This window comes from Rathayibacter sp. Leaf296, from assembly GCF_001423045.1.
GTDB lineage: Bacteria > Actinomycetota > Actinomycetes > Actinomycetales > Microbacteriaceae > Rathayibacter > Rathayibacter caricis.
This window is the reverse complement of sequence record NZ_LMNR01000001.1, coordinates 2,128,360-2,151,009: the sequence shown is the minus strand read 5'-3', so window position 1 is coordinate 2,151,009 and position 22,650 is coordinate 2,128,360. Positions and strand designations below refer to the sequence as shown.

The window sequence follows — 22,650 nt, the reverse complement described above, 5'->3', positions numbered from 1 at the left end:
TCCCGCACCACCCTTCTCTGGAGACACCGACATGACCGCACACTTCCGACGATCCCGCGCGGCGTCCGCCGCAGCGCTGGCTCTCGCCTCCGCCCTCGCGCTCACCGCCTGCTCCGGAGCCTCCGACGCGGGCACCGCCGCGAGCGACTCCGCCCCGGTCGACGGGGGCCGCCTCCGGCTCGCGTTCTTCCCCGACAACGCGGCGTTCTCGTGCGTCGACCCCTTCCAGACCTACTGGATCGAGCACCGCACGGTGATCCGCAACGTCGCCGACTCCCTCACGGACCAGGACCCCGAGACCGGCGAGATCCGCCCGTGGCTCGCAACCGGCTGGACGGTGAACGACTCCGGCACTGAGTACACCTTCGACCTGCGGAGCGACGTGACCTTCTCGGACGGCACCGCGTTCACGGCCGACAGCGTCAAGACCGCCTTCGACAGCGCGCAGGCGACGCTCGACGAGCTGCCCTCGGCCTACGGAGGCGTCTACCTCGCGGGGTACGCCGGCACCGACGTCGTCGACGCCGACACCGTGACCGTGCGCTTCGCCGCACCGAACGCCTCGTTCCTGCAGGGCACCTCGACCACGAACCTGGCGATCCTCGCGGCCTCCTCGTACGCCGCGACCCCCGAGGAGCGCTGCCTCGGGGACGTCGTGGGCTCGGGCCCCTTCACGCTCACCGACTACACGCCGGGCACGGGCATCACGCTCGACAAGCGCGACGGGTACGCCTGGGGCTCGGCGCTGCGCGAGAACACGGGGGAGGCGCACCTGGACGGGATCGACGTCACCTACGTCGCCGAGGACAGCGTGCGCGTCGGACAGCTCACCAGCGACGAGATCGACGTGGCCTGGCCGCGCAACCCGATCACCGAGAACGACCAGGCCGTGATCACGGGCGGCGGCGACACGGTCGAGAGCCGCGCACTGCCGGGGCCCGCGAGCAACTACTACCCCAACGTCGCCGAGGGGCGGATCCTCTCGGACGAGCGGGTGCGGCAGGCGGTGCAGAAGGCGATCGACCGCGAGACCTACGCGACGACCGTGTTCGGCGCCGACTACCCGGCGGTGACGAGCGTCTACAACACGACCACGCCCTACTGGGTCGACGAGTCCGACGCTCTGGCGTTCGACGCCGAGGGCGCGGGGGAGCTGCTCGACGAGGCCGGCTGGGACCTCGGCGACGACGGCTACCGCTCGAAGGACGGCCGCAGGCTGACGCTGTCGGTCCCGATCGTCGCGCAGTTCGGCGCGGGCGATCAGCTGATCCAGGACCAGCTGAAGCAGGTCGGCATCGAGCTCGAGCTGAACGTGATCACCAACGCCCAGCGCGCCGACGTGCTCGGCAGCGGGCAGTACGACCTGATCTCGACGTACTTCACTCGGGCCGATCCCGGAGTGATCCAGTGGATCGTCGACTCGCGCGTCGCCGGATCGAAGGCGCAGGCGGTCAACAACTTCGCTCCGGAGCAGGCCGCCGAGGTGCAGGCCCTGCTCGACGAGGGCGTGCAGACGGTCGACCCGACCGCCCGCGCCGCGGTCTACGCCGAGCTGCAGGACTACCTGATCGACGACGCGCTCGTGTTCCCGTTCGCGGAGCGGGTGCAGCTGGCGGGCGTCTCGTCCCGCGTGCACGGCTTCCGCTTCACCTCGGAGTCGTTCGGCGACTTCGCCGACGCCTGGATCCAGCCGTGACGACCCTCGAGGCTCCGCTCGCCGCGGCCGGGGGGAGGCCGGGTTCGCGCTCCGCCTCCTCCGGCCTCGGCCGGTACGTGCTCGGGAGGATCGCTCAGGCGGTCCTCGTGCTCTGGGCCGCGTACACGGTGACCTTCGCCGTGCTGTGGCTGCTGCCGAGCGACCCGCTGGCGCTCCTCCTGTCGGCGAACAACGTCGAGCTCGACTCGCTCTCGCCGAGCGAGCTCGCCGAGGCGCAGGCCCGGTACGGCCTCGACCAGCCGGTCTGGCAGCAGTACGCGGGCATGCTCGGCAGCGCGCTGCGGGGCGACTTCGGCACGTCGATCACCAAGGGGATCCCGGTCACCGACCTGATCGCCGAGAAGCTGCCGGGCACCCTGCAGCTCAGCGCTCTGGCGATCGGCCTCGCTCTGGTCGGCGGGACGGCGCTCGCGTACCTCGCGGCGCTCGTGCAGTGGCGGCCCCTCAAGACCGTGCTGGGGAGGCTCCCCTCGGCGGGAGTGGCGTTCCCCGGCTTCTGGATCGGGCTCCTGCTCATCCAGTTCTTCGCCTTCACGCTGCACCTGCTGCCGTCCACGGGCAGCGCGACGCCGGCGAGCCTGATCCTGCCGGCGGTCACGATGGCGATCCCGACCTCGGCGATGCTCGCCCAGGTGCTGATCCGCAGCTTCGCGGACGTGCAGGCGGAGTCGTACATCACGACCGCGCGGGCGAAGGGGCTCGGTCGGGCCGCGGTGCAGTGGCGGCACGCGTTCCGCAACGCCTCGCTCCCGACGCTGACGATCCTCGGCGTCCTCGCCGGCAACACCGTGACGGGGGCGATCGTCGCCGAGACGATCTTCGCCCGGCAGGGCATCGGCACTCTCGCCCAGGAGTCGGTCCTCACCCAGGACGTGCCGGTGGTCCAGGCGATCGTGGTGCTCGCCGCCGCGGTCTTCGTGGGCATGAACCTCCTGGTCGACCTGCTCTACCCGCTCCTGGATCCGCGCATCACCTACACCCCGAAGGCGGTTCGACCGTGACGCTCGAACTCACCCGTCCCGACACGTCCGCCGAGGCCGCGCCTCCCGTCGTGACTCCCGTCGCGCCCGCGCACGGGCGCGGCGCGCGGCGACGGCGGACACTCCGCCTGCTCCTGCGCCGCCCGGGCTTCCTGATCGCCCTCGCCTTCGCCGTCTTCGTGCTGGTGTCGGCGATCGCTCCCGCGCTGTTCACGTCCTACGATCCGTACGCGACCGCCCCGATCGACAAGCTCCAGGCGCCGAGCGCCGCGCACCTGTTCGGCACCGACGAGCTCGGCCGCGACCTGTTCGCCCGCGTCCTGCACGGCGGAGCGCTCACGATCCAGGCGACCGTGATCGCCCTGGCCATCGCCCTGGTCGGCGGGCTGACGCTCGGCGTCGTCTCCGGCTACTCCGGGGGAGTCGTGGACGCCGTGATCATGCGGATCGTCGACGTCCTGCTCGCCGTCCCGGGTCTGCTGCTCGCGCTGGCGATCGTCACGGCGATCGGATTCGGGACACTGCCCGTCGCCCTCGCGGTCGGGATCGGGATCCTGCCGGGGTTCGCCCGGACGACGCGGGCGGAGGTGCTCCGCGTGAAGACGCTGCCCTACGTCGAGGCGGCGCGCACCGGCGGGGCCACGCGCCTGCGGGTGCTGGTGCGGCACGTGCTGCCCAACTCCTGGGGCCCGGTCGCCGTCCTCGCCGTCCTGGATCTCGGCACGGCGATCATCGCGGTCGCGGCGCTGAGCTTCCTCGGCTTCGGTGCCGCTCCGCCCGCGGCCGAGTGGGGCACGCTCATCTCGACCGGCCGCAACTACCTGGTCACGAGCCCGTGGCTGTCGCTGCTGCCCGGCCTCTTCGTCGGACTGCTGGTGTTCTCGCTGAACCACGTCGCCAAGACGCTCGAGGAGGTGCAGCGATGAGCGCGCTGGTGCGGCTCGAGAGCCTCTCGGTCTCGTACGACGGCCGGCCCGTGGTGCACGACGTCTCGCTCGAGATCGCTCCGGGCGAGATCGTGGCGGTGGTCGGGGAGTCCGGCTCCGGCAAGTCCACGACCGCGAACGCCGTGCTGGGCCTGCTGCCGGCGAACGGCCGCGTCACGGGCGGATCGATCACGATCGACGGCTCCGACGTCACCGCCGCGTCCGAGAAGGAGCTGCGCCGGCTCCGCGGACGCACCGTCGCTCTCGTGCCGCAGGATCCGATGGTCGGACTGAACCCGACGCTCCGGATCGGCGCGCAGGTCGCCGAGTCGGTGCGCCTGCGCGGAGGCGACCGCCGCTCCGTCGACGCGGAGGTGCTGGCGGCGCTCGCGGAGGCCGGCATCGACGACCCGGAGCTGCGCGCCCGGCAGTACCCGCACGAGCTCTCGGGCGGACTGCGCCAGCGGGCGCTCATCGCGATCGCCCTCGCGGGGAAGCCGCGGCTGATCATCGCCGACGAGCCCACCTCGGCGCTCGACGTCACCGTGCAGAAGCGGATCCTCGACCACCTGCAGTCGCTGGTGCGGGAGCAGGGCCTCTCGCTCCTGATCATCACCCACGACCTCGCCGTCGCCGCCGACCGGGCCGACCGGGTGCTCGTGATGCGCTCGGGCCGCGTGGTCGAGGAGGGAGCCCCCGCGCGGATCCTCGTCGCTCCCCGCGAGGAGTACACCCGGGCGCTGATCGCCGCCGCCCCGGGCCTGGGCCACGGCGGCGCGATCGTGCCGCGCTTCACGACGGTGGAGCCCGCTCGGGAGGTGCTCCGGATCGAGAACGTGGTGCACGAGTTCGCTCTGCCGGGCCGCCGGGCCGACCTCCGCGCGCTGGATGACGTGTCGTTCTCGATCCGCGCCGGGCAGACCCTCGCCCTGGTGGGGGAGTCCGGATCGGGGAAGACGACCGCCCTGCGGATTGCGCTCGGACTCGTCGCGCCGACGAGCGGACGCGTGCTCGTCGAGGGCGTCGACGTGACCCGGGCGCGGGAGCGGGAGTGGCGGCCGCTGCGACGCCGGATCCAGCTCGTGCACCAGAACCCGTTCGCCGCGCTCGACCCCCGCTTCACGGTGCTCGAGTCGGTGACCGAACCGCTGGTCTCGTTCCGCGTCGGGGACCGCTCCTCGCGGCTGCAGCGGGCCCGCGAGCTCCTCGAGCGCGTCGGGCTGCCGGAGTCGTCCCTCTCACGACTACCGGTCGAGCTGTCCGGCGGCCAGCGCCAGCGCGTCGCCCTCGCCCGGGCTCTCGCGCTCGGCCCGGACCTCGTGCTCCTCGACGAGCCGGTCTCGGCGCTCGACGTGTCGGTGCAGGCGCAGATCCTCGACCTGCTCGTCGAGCTGCAGCAGGACCTCGGAGTGGCGTACCTGTTCGTCTCGCACGACCTCGCGGTCGTCGCCGAGGTCTCGCACGAGGTCGTGGTGCTGAACCGCGGGCGCGTCGAGGAGGCGGGGACGACGGCGCAGGTCTTCGGCTCGCCACAGGCCGAGTACACCCGGGCGCTCCTGGCCGCCGTGCCGGGCACCGCCGTCGCGGGAGCCGTCGCGTGAGCGGGCGCTTCGTGGTGATCGGAGCGGGCGCCGTGGGCTCCGTCCTCGCGGCGCAGCTCCATCTCTCCGGGCACCCCGTCGTCCTCGTGGCTCGCGGGGAGCAGCTGCGGGTGCTGCGCAGGAGCGGACTCACCGTGCGCCGACCGGCGGGCGACGAGACGGTCGCCGTGCCGGTGGCAGCGGGGCCGGAGGAGGTCGCGCCAGCCCGCGGCGACCTGCTCGTGCTCGCGGTCAAGGCGCAGGACGCCGAGGCGGCGCTCGCCGAGTGGGCCTGGACACCGCTGATCGGAGGGGGAGCGGGCGCCGACCTGACCGTCCTCACCCTGCAGAACGGGCTCACGGCCGAGGACGCGGCGCGCGCCGCTTCCGCGACGTCCTCGGCGTCTCGATCGGCATCGCCGCGAGCTTCCTCGAGCCCGGCGAGGTCGTCTCGCCGTCGTTCCCGACCGTGGGGGTGCTCTGGATCGGCCGGTACCCGGACGCGGAGGACCCGCGCGCCGAGGAGTACGCCGCGATCCTCCGCCGCGCCGGATTCGCCGCCCGCGCCGTCGGCGACATCAGCGGCTGGAAGGCCAGGAAGCTCGTCGTCAACACCGCGAACGGCCTCGACCTCTTCACCGGCACCGACGACGAGAGGGCGCAGGCGCGCACGGCGCTCACCGCGGAGGCGCGGGCCGTGCTGCTCGCCGACGGCCGCGCGATCGCCGAGGACGACGGCACGCGCCTCGTCGTCGATCCGGTCCCCGGGCACGTCCCCGGGCGCCTCTCGACGTGGCAGAGCTTCGCCCGCGGTGCCGGGAGCGAGGTCGACCTGCTGAACGGCGAGATCGTGCTGCTCTCTCGGCGCACCGGCGTGCTGGCGCCCGTGAACGAGCGCCTCCAGTCCCTCCTCGGCCGGCGCGGAGCGGAGGCGGCCCGCGCGCCGCTCGCGCTGGCCGAGCTCCTGCATCCCGACTCCGTCGATCCCGGCACCGTCGATCCCGACACCGTCCTTCCCGGCACCGTCCCCACAGAAAGCGTCCCCGCATGACCGCAGCCACCCTCGCTCCCGCCCCCCTCGCCTTCGACGAGCCCGACGGGATCGCCCCGCGCGGCACGCTCGTCGTGCTCGCCGGCCGGGGCGAGACCCCGGCCGTCTACGAGCGCTTCGCTTCCCGCCTCGCCCGCGACGCCTACCGGGTCCGCGTGCTCGGCGAGGCGACCGCCGACGGCGTCGCCGACGCCGCACGGGCGCTCCTCGCCGATCCGTCGCTCGTCGCCCCCGTCGTGCTCGTCGGCTCCGACGCCGGCGCGGCGGTCGCACTCGAGATCGCGGCCACCACCGCGGTCGACGCCGTCGTGGTCGCGGGCCTCCCGGTCCGCCCCGACGGAGCGGCCGTCGCCGATCGCACCGCCTGCCCGGCCCACGCCGGCGTCCTCGCCCGAGAGACCGGCTCCGTCCCCACCGCCGTCCTGCCGCCCGAGCTGCTCGCGGTGGCGGCGAGCGCCGTCGCGGTGCCGCTGCTCGCCCTGCACGGCGACGCCGACCCGGTCAGCCCCGCGGAGGAGGCGGTCGCCGTGCACCGCACCGCCCCGCACGCCGAGATCCACCTGGTCGCGGGCGGTCGGCACGATGTCCTGAACGACGTCTCGCACCGCTCCGTCGCCGCGACCGTCGTGCTCTTCCTCGAGCGGGTCAGGGCCTCGGCGGGTGCCGCGCCGATCGTCGAGCGGATCGACGCGTGAGCGCCCTCGCGACCGATCTGCGCTCCCTCCGCGCCGACCGCTCGGGCTGGTCCCCGGGCGGAGTCCCGGCGGAGGTCGTCCGGGCCCGCTCGGTCGACGAGGTCCGCGCGACCCTCGCCCGGGCGTCCGCGGAGGGGATCCCCGTCGTCACGCGGGGAGCCGCCTCCGGGCTCGCGGGAGCCGCCAGCGCGGGGGAGGGCTCGCTGATCCTCGACGTCTCGGGCCTGGACCGCATCCTCGCGATCGACCCCGTCGACCAGATCGCGCGCGTCGAGCCCGGCGTGATCACGGCCGATCTCGACCGGGCCGCCGCCGAGCACGGCCTCCTCTACGCCCCGGACCCCGGCAGCGTCGAGATCTCGACCGTCGGCGGCAACATCGCGACGAACGCCGGCGGCCTCCGCGGAGCCAAGTACGGGGTCACCCGCGACGCCGTCCTCGCCCTCGACGTCGTGCTGGCCGACGGGTCGCTCGTGCACCTCGGCCGCGACACCTTGAAGGGCGTCGTCGGCCTCGACCTGACCGCACTCGTCGTGGGCTCGGAGGGGAGTCTCGGCGTCGTCGTCGGCGCCACGCTGCGGCTGCTCCCGCGGCCCCGCGCCACGGCGACCGCCGCGGCCTACTTCGCCGACGTCGCGACGGGAGCCGAGGCCGCCACCGCCCTCGCCCTTGCGGGCCTTCGCCCGAGCGTCCTCGAGCTGGTCGACGACCGCACGCTCGGGGCGATCGACGCCCTCCGCGGCACCGGGCTGGCCCTCCGCGGAGGCGCGTTCCTCCTGGTGCAGACCGACGGCTTCGGCGCGGCCGACGAGATCGAGGCCGTCCGCGCCGTCCTCGCCGAGACCGCGCTCAGCGTCGAGACGACGCTCGACCCCGCGGACGGACTCGCCCTCGCCTCCGCCCGCCGCGACGCCCTCCCCGCGATCGAGGCGCGCGGCCGGGTCCTCATCGAGGACATCGCCGTGCCGCGGTCCCGGCTCGCGGAGGCGATCCGGCGGGTGCACGCGATCGCCGAGGACACCGGCGCCGACGTCTACGTCTTCGCCCACGCGGGCGACGGCAACCTGCACCCGATCATCCGCGTGCGCGACGACTCCGACACCGCCCGTCGCCAGGCCGAGGCCGCCGCGGAGGCGGTCTTCGCCCTCGCCCTCGAGCTCGGCGGCACCGTCAGCGGCGAGCACGGCGTCGGCGCCCTCAAGCGCGAGTGGGCGCGCCGCGAGCTCGGACCCGAGGTCGTCGCCCTGCAGCGCGCGGTGCGGCGGATCTTCGATCCGCAGGGCATCCTGAACCCCGGAACAGCGCTGTGAGCGCCCCCTCGAAAGGACCGTCATGACCGACACCCCCGCCCGGAGCGACGTCCTCGTCTCCCCCGACGAACTCGAGGCGGCCCTCGCCTCGCCCGAGCCGCCCCTCGTCCTGGACGTGCGCTGGCGGCTCGACCGCCCCGACGGGCGCCCGGCGTATCTCGAGGGCCACCTGCCCGGCGCGGTCTACGTCGACCTCGACCACGAGCTCGCGGAGCACGGTGCACCGGAGCAGGGCCGGCACCCGCTGCCCTCCGTCGAGCGGCTGCAGGAGGCGGCGCGCCGCTGGGGCCTGCGGCAGGGGCGGTCCGTCGTCGTCTACGACGACCTCAAGAACCTGTCGTCGGCCCGCGCCTGGTGGCTGCTGCGCTATGCCGGCGTGGCGGACGTGCGCCTGCTCGACGGCTCGCTCCGCGCGTGGACCGGCTCGGGCCGCCCGCTCGAGACCGGGCCGGTCGAGCATCCCGAGGGCGACGTGGAGCTGCGCTACGGCGCGCTGCCCGTGCTCGACATCGACGACGCCGCCGCCCTGCCCGGGCACGGCGTGCTGCTGGACGCCCGCGCACCCGAGCGGTTCCGCGGGGACGTCGAGCCGATCGATCCGCGGGCGGGGCACATCCCCGGCGCCCGCAACGCTCCGGCGACCGCGAACGTCGACGACTCCGGCCGGTTCCTGCCGGCCGACGAGCTCCGCGCCCGCTTCGAGTCTCTGGGCGTCAGCGGCGACGCGCCCGTCGGGGTCTACTGCGGTTCCGGAGTGACGGCCGCGGCCGACGCGGTCGCCCTCACGCTCGCGGGCTTCGCCCCGCTGGTGTTCCCGGGCTCCTGGTCGCAGTGGTCGAGCACGCCGGGGCGCCCTGTCGCCGTCGGCGACGCCTGATCAGCACGGTCGCCGTCGGCGACGCCTGAGCCGCGCTGAACGACGGAGCGGCCGCCCTCGGATACCGAGGACGGCCGCTCCGTCGTTCAGCGGGTCAGCCGAGCCGCGAGTGCTCGCCGAGGTGGTGCCAGGTGCGGTTGTGGTAGACCAGCGGCGCCGTGGCGTCCGAGTCCTCGGGAACGTGCGCCTCGAGGGCGTGCACGGCCACGATCGTGGACGAGCCCGCCTCCATCCGGTTGATGACGGTGCCGCGGATCCACGCCGCGGCGGCCGGGAAGTAGGGCTCGCCCGTGGGCAGCCGCGACCAGAGCGACGTGTCGGCGAAGCGGTCGATCCCGCTCGTCGAGCCCAGACGTGCGAGGTCGAGCTGCTGCGCGCCGAGCAGGTGCACGACGAGCGTCTCGGAGGCGCGGATCGCGGGCGTGCTCGAGGAGGCCGCCGACAGCGAGAAGACGAAGAGCGGAGGCTCGGCGCTGACCGAGAACACCGAGGTCGCGGTCAGGGCGACCGGTCCGGTGCCCGGGTCGGCCGTGATCAGCGCGACGCCCGCGGCGTGGTTGCGGAACGCGAGCTTGAACTCCTCCGGGGACAGGCCGGCGAAGGCCGCGCGGTGGTGCGCGCCGGCGTCGGAGGTGGTGGCGAGGTTCTCACGGCTCATCGGAGACTCCTGATCGTTCGGGGTGCGGCGCGGCGACCGGGACGGCCCGCCTTCGTGCCGCAGCACGGTCCCTCCAGCCTGTCGCACAGACTCCGGAACCTCGGCCGCATTGCGGAGTATGACACCGGCGCCTGCAGGTCCCCTCGGCATCCCGCAACCGGTGGCAGAAGACCGGATGCCCGCGCAGACTCGGAGCATGGCCCACCGTGTCCGCGAGTCCTCCGCCCGCCCCGAGAGCAAGGTCTGCGCCTCCTGCGGCCGCGAGATCCAGTGGCGCGCGAAGTGGGCGCGCGACTGGGAGGACGTGAAGTACTGCTCCGACGCCTGCCGTCGCCGCGGGGTCGGGCCGGAGGAGGCGCGGCTCGAGGACGAGATCCGCACCGTCCTGCTCGCCCGGGCGGCGTCCTCGACCGCCTGCCCGTCCGAGGTCGCGCGCAGGGTCGGCGGCGAGGACTGGCGGCCCCTGATGGAGCCCGTGCGCCGCGCTGCGCGCAGGCTCGTCGACCGCGGCGAGATCGAGATCGTGCAGGGCGGGCAGGTCGTCGATCCGTCGCGCGCGAAGGGCCCGATCCGGCTCCGACGGCGCCCCGGCGGGCCCCTGTCGCCCGGAGGCACCGCGGGCTAGCGTGTGGGCATGCCCCGTGACGCCGTCGTCCTCACCGTTCCCGGACCGCACGGCGATCGCGAGGTGCGGCTCTCGAGTCCCGATCGGGTGCTTTACCCCGAGCCGGGGGTCACGAAGCGCGAGGTCGCCGAGTACCTGATCGCCGTGGGCGACGCGTTCGTCGCGGCGAACGGCGACCGCCCGATCTCGCTGCAGCGCTTCTCCTCCGGGATCGACGGCGAGCAGTTCTTCTCGAAGAACCCGCCCAAGGGCGCACCGGAGTACGTCCGCTCGGTGCCGGTGACCTACCCGAGCGGCCGCGTGCATCCGCAGCTCGTGATCGACGAGCCCGCGGTCGCGGTCTGGGCCGCGCAGATGAACACGCTCGTCTTCCACCCGTGGGCCTCGCGGGCGGAGGACTCCGACCACCCCGACCAGCTGCGGATCGACCTCGACCCCCAGCCCGGAACCGGCGTCGCCGAGGCGGTGCGCGCCGCGCACGTCCTGCGCGAGGTGCTCCACGAGGCGGGGCTGGAGGCGTTCGTGAAGACCTCCGGCAACCGCGGACTCCACGTGTTCGCGCCGATCCTGCCCGAGCACGAGTTCCTCGTGGTGCGCCACGCGGTCATCGCCGCCGGCCGCGAGCTCGAGCGGCGGATGCCCGAGGACGTCACCACGGCGTGGTGGAAGGAGGAGCGCGGCGAGCGCCTCTTCGTCGACTTCAACCAGGCGAACCGCGACCGCACCATCGCCGGCGCCTACAGCCCGCGTCCGCTGCCGCACGCGCCGGTGTCGTGCCCTGTGGAGTGGGACGAGCTCGACGGCGTCGACCCCGCCGCCTTCACGATCCGCACGGTCCCGGACCGGCTCCGCTCCACGGGCGACCCGTGGGCGCGGATGCACGAGACCGCGGGCACGCTCGAGACGTTGCTCGGCTGGTGGGAGCGGGACGTGTCGGAGGGGCTCGGCGAGCTGCCCTTCCCGCCCGACTTCCCGAAGATGCCGGGGGAGCCGCCGCGCGTGCAGCCGAGCCGCGCGAAGAAGCCGGCCGACTGACCGCTCCTCAGCCCAGGACGTCGTGCAGGTCGTAGGCGACCGGCTGCTCCAGCTGCTCGAAGGTGCACGAGCGCGCCTCGCGGTCCGGACGCCAGCGCTCGAACTGCACCGTGTGCCGGAACCGGTCGCCCTCGCGCTGGTCGTAGCGCACCTCGAGCACGCGGATCGGTCGCAACCGGACGAAGGACGTGTCCTTGGCGCCCGAGAAGCGGCTCCGCTCGCCGGCGCCGCGCACGGGGTCGCCCGACTCGTCGCGCTCCACCGCGTCCGCGAGCTCGTCGACGAGCTCGATCCGGCGCGCGTCCGAGAAGGCGGAGGCGCCGCCCACCTGCCGCAGCTCGCCGCCGTCGTCGTAGAGCCCCAGCAGCAGGGAGCCGACACCGGGCTTCGAGGTGTGCTCGCGGTAGCCGATCGCGACGACGTCGGCCGTCCGGTGGTGCTTGATCTTGAGCACGGTGCGCTTGCCGGGGGAGTACGGGGCCGCGAGCGGCTTGGCGATCACTCCGTCCAGTCCCGCCCCCTCGAACCGCTCGAGCCAGTCGCGCGCGAGGGCCTCGTCGTCGGTGCTGCGCCCGAGGTGCAGCGGATGCGGCACGCCCTCGAGCAGGTCGGCGAGCGCCGCGCGGCGGGCCGAGTACGCCTCCTCCAGCAGCGAGCGGCCGTCGACGGCGAGCAGATCGAAGGCGACGAGCATCGCCGGGGTCTCGGCGGCGAGCGTGGCGACGCGGCTCGCGGCCGGATGGATGCGCTGCGAGAGGAGGTCCCAGTCGAGCCGCTGCGCGCCGTCGGGCCCGGTCGCCAGCACGATCTCGCCGTCGACGACGCAGCCGTCGGGGAGGAGGCGTCCGAGCGCTTCGACGAGCTCGGGGAAGTAGCGGGTGAGCGGCTTGGAGCCGCGGCTGCCTATCTCGACGACTCCGTCGGAGACCGAGACGATCGCGCGGAAGCCGTCCCACTTGGGCTCGTAGGAGAAGCCGCCCGCGACGCTGTCCTGCGCGGGGACGCCGGCCACCGCCTTGGCGAGCATGGGGGCGATCGGGAGGGGGAACGGGAGGTCCATCCTGCGATCATCGCGGGCGTTCCGGCTCGGCGCACCCCCTCGGGCGGGTCCGACACCGCCGCCCGCGCGCCACTCGGCTTTCGTTCTGCGCCACCGCACCGCGAGACTGGGCGCATGCACACGTGGGCGCGCGCTTCCCGACCGCACGACGGACCGATCCGATCGGGCCGAGGGCTCCGAAGAGGAGTCATGACCATCAGACGCGCGAGCATGCCCGGACGGAGCGTGCGCTGATGGCGCGCCCGACGTCCGCGGCCCGGCGACTGCTCTCGAAGGTCCAGTCCCTGACCGGAGGCCGCGAGGAGGCGGCGCCGCCGATCACCATGGTGCCGTCGCGGAAGGTGATCCCCGCCGATCCGGAGCCGATCTTCGCGTCGGAGGAGCCCGCCGAGACGGAGGAGGTCGCCGAGGAGGCGGCCGCGTCGCCGCTCTCCGACGACACCCTGCCCAGGAGTGCCGTTCCGGTGCTGAGCCGCGCCCGCGAGCTCGACCTCGCCGCACTCGCCGCCACGCGGTCGGCCGGAGCCGGGACCGAGGCCCCGCTCCGCGAGGCGACCGCCGACGCCGCACCCGAGGAGCCCGACCTCGACCGCACCCTCGCTCGACGTCCCGGTGCGGAGTCGTTCGCGCCGCCCGTGGTTCCCACGGCCGAGCCTGCTGTCGCCGCCGAGGAGCCGGACGCGGATCCGGTGGTTCCGCCGGTCGTCGAGCCGGAGCGCGCGCCGGCCGTCGAGCCGGAGACGTCGCCCGTCGTCGAGCCGGAGACGTCCCCTGTCGTCGAGCCGGTCGAGGAGCCCACCCCGCCCACGGAGCCTGAGCCCGTTGCTCCGATCGAGCCGGAGCCGACCGCGCCCGTCGAGCCTCAGCCCGGCCCCCTCATCGCGCCTGAGCCCGAGCTGGAGCCGCCCGTCACGGCTGTCCCGGTTCCGACGTTCGGGGCGTTGACGCACCGGCCGGAGTCGCGCTTCGCCCCGAAGCCGCCCGCCGCCACTCCGCCCGCGGTCGCGTCCGATCCCGAGGACGCGCCCGTGCGCGAGCCCGTGGTGGAGGAGCCCTCCGACGCGCAGCCGATGTCTCCTGACCCGATCGAGGCCGACCCGATCGAGGCCGAGCCGATCGAGGCCGAGCCGATCGAGGCGGAGCCGGTTGAAGACGAGCTGGTTGAAGATGAGCCGGTCGAGGCAGAGCTGTTGGAAGACGAGCCGGTCGACGCCGAGCTGGTCGACGATGAGCTGGTCGAGGCAGAGCTGGTCGACGATGAGCTGGTCGAGGCAGAGCTGGTCGACGATGAGCTGGTCGAGGCCGAGCTGGTCGACGACGAGCTGGTCGAGGCCGAGCCGGTCGACGCCGAGCCGATCGACGCCGAGCTGGTCGACGAGGAGCCGATCGGGGCGGAGCCGATCGAGATCGAGCCGGTCGAGACGTCTCCGAGTGACGACACGACGATCGGTATCGAGATCTTCGAGCCCGAGCCCGAGCCCGAGCCAGCGACCCCCGTCGCACCCCCGCGAGCAGCACCTCCCGTCCTGCCGATCGCGCCCCCGCCCGCGGCGCCACCCGCTCCGCGCCCCGCGGCGCCTCCCGTCGATCGCGGCGATCGCTCCGCGCTCCCCGCTCCCGTCCCCGCCTCCGAGCACCGCTGGCACGGCAGAGAGCAGGACTCCGACGACGAGGGGACCGTCGTCCCCGTCCGTCCCCGTCACCGCCGCCTCCTGATCGGCGCCGGGATCGCGGCCGGCGTCCTCGTGATCGGCGGTGCCCTCGTCGCCGTCCCGCTCCTCCTCCCCGACAACGGCGACGCCGGGGGCACAGCCGGAACGGCCGCCGACCCCGCCGCGACCGACGAGGCGATCGCCTGGATCGCCTCCACGGTCGACCCCGACTCCGTGCTGCTCGTCGAGGACGATCTCGTGCCCGACGTCACCGCGGCCGGGTTCCCCGCCGACACGATCGTGGCGGAGTCGACACTCGCCGCGGCGGCGCCCGACTCCGCGTGGCGAGTGGTCGAGTACGTCCTCGCCACCCCCGCGCTGCTCGCGGACGCGTCCGGCGAGACCGCGACCGCGCTCGAGAACTCCGAGGCGGTCGTGAGCTTCGGCAGCGGCGACTCCGCGGTCGAGGTGCGCCAGGTGCTCGCCGACGGCACGGATCAAGCCACCGCTGACGACGCCGTCCTCACGGCGGCGCGCGCGTCGGCCGGCGGCCAGCTGGCGACGAACCCCGCCCTCACCACCACTCCGGCCGCCCGCGAGCTCCTCGAGGCGGGACGGGTGGACTCCCGTCTGCTCCTCCTGCTCGGCCAGCAGCTCGCCGCCTCGCCGCTGTCGGTCGCCGACTTCCCGGCCGGAGCGGGCGAGCCCGACGGGGTGCGCCACCAGATGCTGCTCTCGGGTTTCAACGGCGCCGGCATCCCCGGAGACGCCGCCGCCACCGCGTCCGCCACGGCGTGGCTCGACAGCCAGACGGGCGACTTCGTCCCCACCTCCGTCGAGTCCACCGACGCCGGCCTGCTCGTCACCCTCGACCTCGACGAGCCGTCCGGGCTGCTCCCGGGCGCCCCCTGAACGCCCCCCACCCGAAGGACCCGCCATGCTCCCGACCACCCGCTCCTGCCGTCGCCGCCGCGTCTCACGCGCCGCAGTCGTCCTCGCCGCCGCGTCCGCGCTGGCCGCACTCGGCGCCGCGCCCGCCTCGGCGGCCGAGCAGGAGACGGGCTGGGTGCGGGTCGCGCACCTCTCGCCCGACACGAAGGCGGTCGACGTGACCCTGACGTCGCTCTCGGGAGGCGGGGCGGCCTTCGAACTCGACGACGTCGCCTACGGGGCGGTCTCCCCCTACTGGACTCTGGACACCGGGACGTACGTCGTCTCGATGGTCCCCTCGGACGCTCCGGAGGGGACCGCGCCCGTGATCGAGCAGGCCGTCGACGTCACGGGCGGCACGCCGCTCACGGTCGCGGCCCTCGGACGCAACGCCGTCCTGAGCACGACCGTGTTCACCGACGACCTCACCCCGCCTGCCGACGGGCAGGCCCGCGTCCGCGTGATCCAGGCCTCGACCACCGCATCGCGCGTCGACGTCTCCACCGCGGCCGGCATCCCGCTCGCGACCGGCGCGGCGCAGGGCACGGCCTCGCCGTACACGAGCGTGCCGGCGGGCCCCTCCGGCCTCGACGTCTCGGCCGGTTCCGTCTCCGCCACCTCCGATCTCGACCTCGCTCCCGGATCCGTCGCCTCGCTCTTCGTCCTCGACGACGCGAACGCCGGCCTCGTGCTCTCGCCCGTGCTCGACTCCGCTGCCGTGGGCGATCTGCCCACCGGAGGCATCCAGACCGGCGGAGGAGCGACCGCCGTGCACGTCGCGTCGACCAGTGCGAGTCCGATCGTCTCCGGGGCGCTCGGAGTGGTCTCCGTCCTCGCGGTCTACGGCCTCATCGCCGGAGCGGTCGCCCTGATCGCCCGGCGCTCGAGCGTCGGCGGACGCGCGAGCTGATGCGGCGCGGTCCCCGCGCGGCGATCGTCGTCGCGGCACTGCTCGCGCTGGCCGGCTGCTCGGCGGCGGAGCCCGTCGCCGACGGTGCTCCGGCCGCCTCCGCTCCGGCGAGCGAGCCCACGACCGCGCCGTCGATCCCCGGCCCGGGCGCCGCGGCAGCCCTGCAGGACCCGGTCGCCGCCTCGGCTCCGGCCCGCTCGGCGGTCGTGCCCGAGCGCGTGGTCATCCCCGCCATCGGCGTCGACTCGTCGCTGGAATCCCTGACGCGCGACGGGACCGGCTGGATCCAGCCGCCCGTCGCCGTCGACCGGGCGGGCTGGTACCGGGACGGAGTCGTCCCCGGCGATATCGGCCCCGCGGTCATCGCCGGCCACGTCGATTCGCGGATCGGCCCCGGAGTCTTCCTCGACCTCTCCGCGCTGGTCCCCGGCGACACGGTCGACGTCGTGCTCTCGGACGGCAGCACCCGCACCTTCGAGGTGACCGGCTCGGTGAGCGTGCCCAAGGAGGACTTCCCGACCGAGGACGTCTACGGCCCGACCCCCACCGCGCAGCTGCGGCTGATCACCTGCGGAGGGGTGTTCGACGACTCCTACGGGCACTACGTCGACAACGTCGTCGTCTCGGCTCAGCGTGTCTCCTGACCCCTCGGACGTCGCGCGACTCGCAGCCGGCTCGGTGGTTCGCCGCGTACCCTCCCGGGGTATGAGCACCACATGGAAGCGCTGGGCGCCCGCTGCGGCTGTCCCCCTGGTCGTCGTCGCAGCGGCCGTCGCCCTGCCCCTCTCCGCGAGCGCCGCAGGAGACCTGCCCGAGAAGACCGCCTCCGAGCTCCTGACCTTCGCCGCCGAGAACGACGTCACCGCGTTCTCTGGCGAGATCGAGCAGACCTCCGACCTCGGTCTGCCGGACCTCTCCGCCCTCGGCGGCTCCGCGGCGGGCGCTCCGGGCTCCGACGCCTCCCCGGCGGATGCCCTGATGGAGCTCGCCACCGGCTCGCACGAGGCCCGCGTCTTCGTCGACGCCGAGCAGGGTGCCCGCCTCCAGGTCCTCGACCGGCTCGCCGAGCGCGACGTGGTCGCGACGAAGGGCGAGGGCGTCTGGGTCTACGACTCCGCCGAGAACACCGCCACCCACTTCCTGCCTCCGGAGTCCGCAGCGACCGCGCCCGACACCGTGCCGTCGGGCGAGGTCTCCACTCCCTCGAGCATCGCCGAGGACCTGCTCGCGAGCATCGATCCGACCACCGCGGTGGCGGTCGGCTCCGACGTCGAGGTCGCCGGCCGTGATGCATACGAGCTCGTCCTCACTCCGCGCGAGGGGTCGACGCTCGTCGGCTCGGTCACCGTCTCGATCGACGGAGAGACGGGCCTGCCGCTCGGAGTCGCCGTGACGGCGCGCGGCGGCACCGCACCCGCGTTCAGCGTCGCCTACTCCAGCATCGACTTCGACGCCCCGGACGCCGCCATGTTCGCCTTCACCGCACCCGAGGGAGCCGAGGTCGTCGAGAAGCCGGCCCCGGAGCGCGACTCCTCGATCCAGCCCGGCGCGGAGCCGTCCGGCCCCGAGTCCTTCGACTCCGAGTCCGATGTCCAGACCACCGGCACCGGCTGGGCCACGGTCGTCGAGCTGCCCGCGGGCGACTCCGAGGCCCTCGCCGCCCTCGACGCCGTCACCACCCGCGTCGACGGCGGTCGCGCCCTCGAGTCCGCGCTGGTGTCGGTGCTCCTCACCGACGACGGCCGCATCCTCGCCGGCTCCGTGCCGGTCAACGTCCTGGTCGACGCGGCCGGTCGGTGACCGCGACCGCCCTCGCGGTCGAGACACGCGGCCTCACCAAGCGCTTCGGTCGCCAGGAGGCCGTCTCGGGGCTCGACCTCGCCGTCCCGCGCGGGGCGGTCTTCGGGTTCCTCGGCCCCAACGGTTCGGGCAAGACGACGACCATCCGGATGCTGCTCGCCCTCGCCGCGCCCACGGAGGGCAGCATCACGGTGCTCGGTGAGAGCATGCCCCGCCGCTCGGCCGCGGTCCTCCCGCGCGTGGGCGCCCTCGTCGAGGGACCGGGCTTCTACCCGTTCCTCTCGGGTGCCGCGAATCTCCGCCGGTTCGACGCCGCCGAGGCGGGCACGTCCTCCCGCACCCGGCGGGTCCGGGTCGACGAGGCGCTCGCCCGGGTCGGCCTCAGCGCCGCCGCCCGCAAGAAGGTCGGCTCGTACTCCCTCGGGATGAAGCAGCGACTGGGCATCGCCGTCGCCCTGCTCTCGCCGCGCGACCTGATCGTCCTCGACGAGCCCACGAACGGGCTCGATCCCCAGGGCACCCGCGAGGTCCGCTCCCTCGTGCGGAGCCTCAACGCCGACGGCACGACCGTGCTCGTCTCCAGCCACCTCCTCGCCGAGATCGAGCAGCTCTGCACCCACGCCGCCGTCATGCGCACGGGGCGCCTGGTCGCGCAGGGCGGGCTGGACGAGCTCCGTGGCGACGCGGCCACCCTCGAGCTCGTCACCCCCGATCCCGAGCGCGCCCAGCGCAGTCTCGTCGAGCAGGGGCTGGCCCCGCGGGTCGCCCCCGCTGACCACCCGAGCGATGCGCCGCTCGTCGTCGCCGCGATGCCTCCGGGACTCTCCGCGGAGTCGGTCGTCGCCGGGCTGGTCGGAGCCGAGGTCCGCGTGCGCGGGTTCGTCGTGCGCCGGCCGTCGCTCGAGGAGCGCTTCGTCGAGCTGACGGGTGAGGGCTTCGATGTCGAGCGCTGAGCCGATCGCCGCGGGTGCCTCCCGTGCCCGCGGGGGAGTGGGAGCCCTCCTGCTCTCGGAGCTCGCCTTGCTCTTCCGCCGTCGCCGCACCTGGGCGCTGCTGGCCGCACTCGCCGCGATCCCCGTCCTCCTGGCCGTGGCCGTCCGCCTCTCGGGCGAGGGCGGCGGTCCGTCCTTCGTGGGCGCGATCGGCGGCAACGGCCTGTTCACCGGCTTCGCCGCGATCACGGTGGCGGTGCCGCTGTTCCTCCCTTTGACCATCGGAGTGGTCGCCGGAGACGCGATCGCGGGCGAGGCGTCGCTCGGCACCCTCCGCTACCTGCTCGTCACTCCCGTCGGCCGACTGCGGCTCCTCGCCGTGAAGTTCGCGGCGGCGCTCGCGTTCTGCCTCGCCGCGGCTCTCACGGTGATGGTGGTGGGCATCCTGATCGGCTTCGCGCTCTTCCCGGTCGGACCGGTCACCCTGCTGTCGGGCAGCACCGTGCCGCTGGTCGATGCGATCGGCCGTGCCCTGGCGATCGCGGTCTACGTGGCACTCTCGCTCGTCGGGCTGGCCGCGATCGGGCTGTTCATCTCGACACTGACCGACGTCCCCGTCGGAGCGATGGCGGCGACCGTGGTCGTCTCGATCGCGGCGCAGATCGTCGGGTCGCTCTCGCAGCTCGACGCGCTGCATCCGTTCCTGTTCACGGACCGCTGGTTCGACTTCGCTGATCTGCTGCGCGACCCCATCGCGTGGGGCTCCTTCGGTGAGAACGCGCTGCTGCAGCTCGCCTACGTCGCGGTCTTCGGGGCGCTGGCCGCCGGCCGGTTCACGACCCGCGACATCCTGTCCTGACTCCGGCTGCTCGACCGAGCGGCGGATCGACGAGAGGCCGCCTCCGCGAACGGGGAGGCGGCCTCTCGGACGTCCTGGCGTGACCGCCGGTGGACCAGGTCAGCCCTGGGCGGCGAGCCCGAAGCTGACGGTGCCGCTCTCGTCGACCTGCGCGTCGAGCACCTTATCGCCGAGGGCGACGGAGGCGGCGACGTCCAGGAACACGCGCGCCCCGTCCTGCTCCACGACGGCATCGGTCGTCTCGGGCGCCGGCGCGACGGCGACGGCGAAGTTCTGGGCGTCGAGGTCGGTCCCGCTGATGCGCAGGCCACCCTCGACGGGGGTCTCGGTCTGTCCCGTGATGGTCTTGACGACAGTGCTGGCGTTGTCCGTGAGCGTGAGCATCGGTCGTTCCTTTCCGTCCGTGGTCGATGAGACGGCCACGATTCCGAGATCCGCAGCCGGTCTCAAGTCGCGCGGGCGGACGTGGAGGGAATGCACACCTCCCGGCTCGGGCTCGGCACCGGCGACACGTCCCGTGCGACGCCGCACCTGCGACACTGTCCGGATGCACCCCGCCGACGCCTGCCCGTGCGGAAGCCGCCGCCACTACGCCGACTGCTGCCGCCCCGCCCACCTCGGCGAGACCCCGTCGCCCACCGCCGAGCGGTTGATGCGCAGCCGCTACAGCGCCAACGTGCTCGGGAGCGCCCCGTACCTGCTCGCGAGCTGGCACCCCTCGACGCGCCCGTCGCGCGTCGACCTCGACGACGACGTCCGCTGGCGCCGTCTCCAGATCGTCGACACGGCCCGCGGAGGGGAGGACGACGTCGACGGACTCGTCGAGTTCCGCGCGTCGTACCGATCCTCGGAGGGCGTCGGCCTCGTGCACGAGCGGAGCCGTTTCGTCCGGGAGGACGGCCGCTGGTTCTACGTCGACGGCGATCTGCTCGGTGACGAGTCCTGACGAGCGGGTTCTCCGCATCCGTCCCGCGGCGCGCACGGCCGTCCTACGCTGAGGGGATGGCACAGGACTTCCGGCGCGTGGACGACGCGTCCCGCTACGAGCTGCATCAGGACGGCGCGCTGGTCGGCGTCCTCGACTACCGCGAGAACGACGAGGCGGTGTCGCTCGTGCGCTCCTTCACCTCGCCGCCGTTCCGCGGCCGCGGCCTCGCCGGCGAGCTGGTGGCGTTCGCGGTCGACGACATCGAGACCTCCAGCGCTCGGCGCATCGTGCCGCTCTGCTGGTACGTCGGCCAGTGGTTCGAGGAGCACCCCGAGAAGTCGCACCTCCTCACGCGCTGACGGAGCCGGAACCCGCTGCTCGCGCCCGCGTCACTCCCGGACGAGCGGCTCGACCCCGGCCAAGTCCGGCCCGAGACCGATGTCGACGAGCCGGATCCGCCCCACGTACGCGTCACCGGGCGGCAGGAGCAGCCCGGCCTTGATCGCCCCGAACGTGACGGTCACGTCCGCGTGCAGCACGGTCGGATCGGGGACGCTGCCGTCGTCCGGCCCGATGCCGCTGGGCAGGTCGACCGCGACGACCACCGGACGCTCCTCGCGATCGGCCAGGGCGTCGATCACCGTCTCGACGATCGAGCGGGGCCGTCCTGAGAGGGCGGGGTGCCGCGTGCCGATCCCGAGGATCCCGTCGACCACGACGTCCGCGCGCGCGATCGCGGCGAGCAGCGCCCGCACGTCGTCCGCCGGGACGCGATCGCAGCCCTCGTCGAGCGCCACGGCCAGCCCCCGCTGGTGCCAGCGGTCGGCGGTCAGCACGAGCAGCACGTCGACACCGGAGGAGGCGACCTCGGCCGCCGCGTACAGGGCGTCGCCGCCGTTGTTCCCCGGCCCGACCAGCACCAGCACGGTCCCCGGACCGCGGCGGTCGCGCCGCCCGGCCAGCAGCGCGCGGATCTCGCGGGCGAGTCCGTCCGCCGCCCTCTGCATGAGCGGTTCGCGCCGTGCCAGGTGCGGCGCTTCCGCGGCCCGCACCTGCGCGGAGGAGTAGCCCTCGACCATGCCTCCACTGTGCGCTCCGCCGTCCGCGACGGCAACCCCGGAGCCGGCATGCGGTACCAGCGCCGCCCGTCGGGAGCTCTCGTCGCCGGCACCTCCGTCACGCCGCGCACGTCGCCTCGACCGGCGGAGCCGGCCGGCGTCGCGGCGGGTCCGGGAGGAGGTCACCCGGTCGTGTGGTGACACGGCGCCCGGTGGGACTCGTCCAGTGGGCGGTGCCGTCCGGATGGAGGACGTAGGTCCAGCGGTCGCCATGACGGACGTGGTGATGGGCGGTGCAGAGGGAGGCGAGGTTGTCCAGGCTCGTCTGTCCGCCGTGCCGCCATTCGACGGTGTGGTCCGCTTCGGCGCGGGCGGCGGAGCGGCTGCAGCCGGGGAAGCGGCACGTCCGGTCGCGCAGCTGGAGCGCGAGCCGCATCCGCGGTGGGGGAAGGCGGTGGGTGCGGCCGACGGAGAGGACGGTTCCGGTGTCGGGGTCGGTGAGGACGCGGGTGATCGTCGAGGCTGCTCCGGCGAGCTGGCGAGCGGCGTCGGCGGGGATCAGCCCGTAGCCGTCGAGGTCGGCGGGGGCGTCGTCACGGCCCAGGGCCGTGCTCGCGGCGAGGGTCAGCCGGACTTCCGCGCGCACTCCGGGCACGAACGTCGCGGCGGCGGTCTCGCCGTCGCCGGACGGGATGTCCCGGGAGACGTCGCCGTCGCAGAGCAGGTCGGCGAGCGCATCGGCGCGCAGCTGCGCGAGGGTCCGCTTCTCCCCGCAGGTCCCGGTCGCTGCGCTCGCCTCGTCCTCCGGGCCGTCGTTCCTGCCGCCGTCGGTTCCGTCGCGCAGGCAGCGTGCGATGCGGTCCAGCCGCCCGTACGCGCCGACGGCGACCGGGGCGGGCAGCAGGGCGCACAGCAGCGCCATGCCGTCCGCGTCCGGGACCAGCCAGACCGCGCGATCCTCTCGAGCCCGCGCATGCCGCTCGGCGAGCGGCTCGACGTGCAGCTCGTCGCGCAGTCGCGCGACCCGGCGCCGCAGCTGCGTGGGCGTCAGCACGAGCGCCAGCTCA

General features: G+C 74.2%; 23 protein-coding genes and 1 pseudogene. 19 read left to right on the top strand and 5 right to left on the bottom strand.

The annotated features are described in order from the left end of the window. Positions 1 to 31 precede the first annotated feature (31 nt). The 9 genes and pseudogenes from ASF46_RS10015 (at position 32) to ASF46_RS09980 (ending at position 9,136) form a co-directional block, all read left to right on the top strand. Positions 32 to 1,696 (top strand): ABC transporter substrate-binding protein, encoded by a 1,665-nt coding sequence (locus tag ASF46_RS10015; RefSeq protein WP_056867328.1) that lies wholly within the window; start codon positions 32 to 34, stop codon positions 1,694 to 1,696. Next, on the top strand, positions 1,693 to 2,718 hold the full coding sequence (locus tag ASF46_RS10010) for an ABC transporter permease (protein WP_082485342.1): 1,026 nt from the start codon (positions 1,693 to 1,695) through the stop codon (positions 2,716 to 2,718). The genes ASF46_RS10015 and ASF46_RS10010 overlap by 4 nt, the downstream gene beginning before the upstream one ends. Next, the gene (locus ASF46_RS10005) at positions 2,715 to 3,623 is read left to right on the top strand and encodes an ABC transporter permease (RefSeq protein WP_056867327.1); all 909 of its coding nucleotides are present in this window, start codon (positions 2,715 to 2,717) and stop codon (positions 3,621 to 3,623) included. The genes ASF46_RS10010 and ASF46_RS10005 overlap by 4 nt, the downstream gene beginning before the upstream one ends. Beyond that, positions 3,620 to 5,224 (top strand): dipeptide ABC transporter ATP-binding protein, encoded by a 1,605-nt coding sequence (locus tag ASF46_RS10000; RefSeq protein WP_056867326.1) that lies wholly within the window; start codon positions 3,620 to 3,622, stop codon positions 5,222 to 5,224. The genes ASF46_RS10005 and ASF46_RS10000 overlap by 4 nt, the downstream gene beginning before the upstream one ends. Next, positions 5,221 to 5,529: pseudogene (locus ASF46_RS19920) on the top strand (ketopantoate reductase family protein); the annotation flags it as partial. The gene ASF46_RS10000 and the pseudogene ASF46_RS19920, both read left to right, overlap by 4 nt. Beyond that, positions 5,490 to 6,254: a ketopantoate reductase family protein gene (locus tag ASF46_RS09995; protein ID WP_056867325.1), complete on the top strand. Its 765-nt coding sequence runs from the start codon at positions 5,490 to 5,492 to the stop codon at positions 6,252 to 6,254. The pseudogene ASF46_RS19920 and the gene ASF46_RS09995, both read left to right, overlap by 40 nt. Next, positions 6,251 to 6,949, top strand: a complete 699-nt coding sequence (locus ASF46_RS09990) for an alpha/beta hydrolase (RefSeq protein WP_056867324.1) — start codon at positions 6,251 to 6,253, stop codon at positions 6,947 to 6,949. Before ASF46_RS09995 ends, ASF46_RS09990 begins: the two co-directional genes overlap by 4 nt. Next, positions 6,946 to 8,259, top strand: a complete 1,314-nt coding sequence (locus tag ASF46_RS09985; RefSeq protein ID WP_056867323.1) for an FAD-binding oxidoreductase — start codon at positions 6,946 to 6,948, stop codon at positions 8,257 to 8,259. The genes ASF46_RS09990 and ASF46_RS09985 overlap by 4 nt, the downstream gene beginning before the upstream one ends. 22 nt (positions 8,260 to 8,281) lie before the next feature. Beyond that, a complete protein-coding gene (locus ASF46_RS09980; RefSeq protein WP_056867322.1) occupies positions 8,282 to 9,136 on the top strand; it encodes a sulfurtransferase in 855 nt (284 codons plus the stop codon). 94 nt (positions 9,137 to 9,230) lie between these two features. Here the strand turns inward: ASF46_RS09980 and ASF46_RS09975 are convergent, their stop codons facing one another. After that, positions 9,231 to 9,794, bottom strand: a complete 564-nt coding sequence (locus tag ASF46_RS09975) for a flavin reductase family protein (protein WP_056867321.1) — start codon at positions 9,792 to 9,794, stop codon at positions 9,231 to 9,233. 196 nt (positions 9,795 to 9,990) lie between these two features. Between ASF46_RS09975 and ASF46_RS09970 the strand changes: the two genes are divergently transcribed. After that, positions 9,991 to 10,419: a DUF2256 and DUF3253 domain-containing protein gene (locus tag ASF46_RS09970; protein ID WP_056867320.1), complete on the top strand. Its 429-nt coding sequence runs from the start codon at positions 9,991 to 9,993 to the stop codon at positions 10,417 to 10,419. A gap of 9 nt (positions 10,420 to 10,428) precedes the next feature. After that, positions 10,429 to 11,454 carry a non-homologous end-joining DNA ligase gene (gene ligD, locus ASF46_RS09965; RefSeq protein ID WP_200919675.1) on the top strand — a complete coding sequence of 342 codons (1,026 nt, stop codon included), beginning with the start codon at positions 10,429 to 10,431 and terminating at the stop codon, positions 11,452 to 11,454. 7 nt (positions 11,455 to 11,461) lie between these two features. Here the strand turns inward: ligD and ASF46_RS09960 are convergent, their stop codons facing one another. Continuing rightward, on the bottom strand, positions 11,462 to 12,514 hold the full coding sequence (locus tag ASF46_RS09960) for an ATP-dependent DNA ligase (protein WP_056867319.1): 1,053 nt from the start codon (positions 12,512 to 12,514) through the stop codon (positions 11,462 to 11,464). A 233-nt stretch (positions 12,515 to 12,747) separates the two neighbouring features. Here ASF46_RS09960 and ASF46_RS09955 point away from each other — a divergent pair, with 233 nt between their 5' ends. The 6 genes from ASF46_RS09955 to ASF46_RS09930 all read left to right on the top strand — a co-directional run bounded on the left by ASF46_RS09955 (position 12,748) and on the right by ASF46_RS09930 (position 19,597). Beyond that, positions 12,748 to 15,078 carry a hypothetical protein gene (locus ASF46_RS09955; protein ID WP_056867318.1) on the top strand — a complete coding sequence of 777 codons (2,331 nt, stop codon included), beginning with the start codon at positions 12,748 to 12,750 and terminating at the stop codon, positions 15,076 to 15,078. Between the two features lie 25 nt (positions 15,079 to 15,103). Next, the gene (locus tag ASF46_RS09950) at positions 15,104 to 16,006 is read left to right on the top strand and encodes a DUF4397 domain-containing protein (protein ID WP_056867317.1); all 903 of its coding nucleotides are present in this window, start codon (positions 15,104 to 15,106) and stop codon (positions 16,004 to 16,006) included. Continuing rightward, positions 16,006 to 16,650, top strand: coding sequence for a class F sortase (locus tag ASF46_RS09945; RefSeq protein WP_056867316.1), 645 nt, complete (start codon positions 16,006 to 16,008; stop codon positions 16,648 to 16,650). The genes ASF46_RS09950 and ASF46_RS09945 overlap by 1 nt, the downstream gene beginning before the upstream one ends. A 61-nt stretch (positions 16,651 to 16,711) precedes the next feature. Beyond that, entirely contained in the window at positions 16,712 to 17,806 is a 1,095-nt protein-coding gene (locus ASF46_RS19135; protein WP_056867315.1) for a LolA family protein, read from the top strand. Continuing rightward, positions 17,803 to 18,759, top strand: coding sequence for an ABC transporter ATP-binding protein (locus ASF46_RS09935; protein ID WP_056867314.1), 957 nt, complete (start codon positions 17,803 to 17,805; stop codon positions 18,757 to 18,759). The genes ASF46_RS19135 and ASF46_RS09935 overlap by 4 nt, the downstream gene beginning before the upstream one ends. After that, on the top strand, positions 18,746 to 19,597 hold the full coding sequence (locus tag ASF46_RS09930) for an ABC transporter permease (RefSeq protein ID WP_056867313.1): 852 nt from the start codon (positions 18,746 to 18,748) through the stop codon (positions 19,595 to 19,597). Before ASF46_RS09935 ends, ASF46_RS09930 begins: the two co-directional genes overlap by 14 nt. A gap of 99 nt (positions 19,598 to 19,696) precedes the next feature. Here the strand turns inward: ASF46_RS09930 and ASF46_RS09925 are convergent, their stop codons facing one another. Beyond that, positions 19,697 to 19,981 (bottom strand): hypothetical protein, encoded by a 285-nt coding sequence (locus ASF46_RS09925; protein WP_055794838.1) that lies wholly within the window; start codon positions 19,979 to 19,981, stop codon positions 19,697 to 19,699. Positions 19,982 to 20,144: 163 nt separating this feature from the next. Between ASF46_RS09925 and ASF46_RS09920 the strand changes: the two genes are divergently transcribed. Beyond that, the gene (locus ASF46_RS09920; RefSeq protein WP_056867312.1) at positions 20,145 to 20,543 is read left to right on the top strand and encodes a YchJ family protein; all 399 of its coding nucleotides are present in this window, start codon (positions 20,145 to 20,147) and stop codon (positions 20,541 to 20,543) included. A 56-nt stretch (positions 20,544 to 20,599) separates the two neighbouring features. After that, positions 20,600 to 20,884 carry a GNAT family N-acetyltransferase gene (locus tag ASF46_RS09915; RefSeq protein ID WP_056867311.1) on the top strand — a complete coding sequence of 95 codons (285 nt, stop codon included), beginning with the start codon at positions 20,600 to 20,602 and terminating at the stop codon, positions 20,882 to 20,884. Positions 20,885 to 20,914: 30 nt separating this feature from the next. Here the strand turns inward: ASF46_RS09915 and ASF46_RS09910 are convergent, their stop codons facing one another. Both ASF46_RS09910 and ASF46_RS09905 read right to left on the bottom strand, forming a co-directional pair. Next, a complete protein-coding gene (locus ASF46_RS09910) occupies positions 20,915 to 21,604 on the bottom strand; it encodes an NAD(P)H-hydrate epimerase (RefSeq protein ID WP_055794842.1) in 690 nt (229 codons plus the stop codon). A gap of 97 nt (positions 21,605 to 21,701) precedes the next feature. Further along, positions 21,702 to 22,650, bottom strand: a 949-nt coding sequence (locus tag ASF46_RS09905) for an HNH endonuclease signature motif containing protein (RefSeq protein ID WP_157602330.1), incomplete at its 5' end; no start/stop codon positions are given.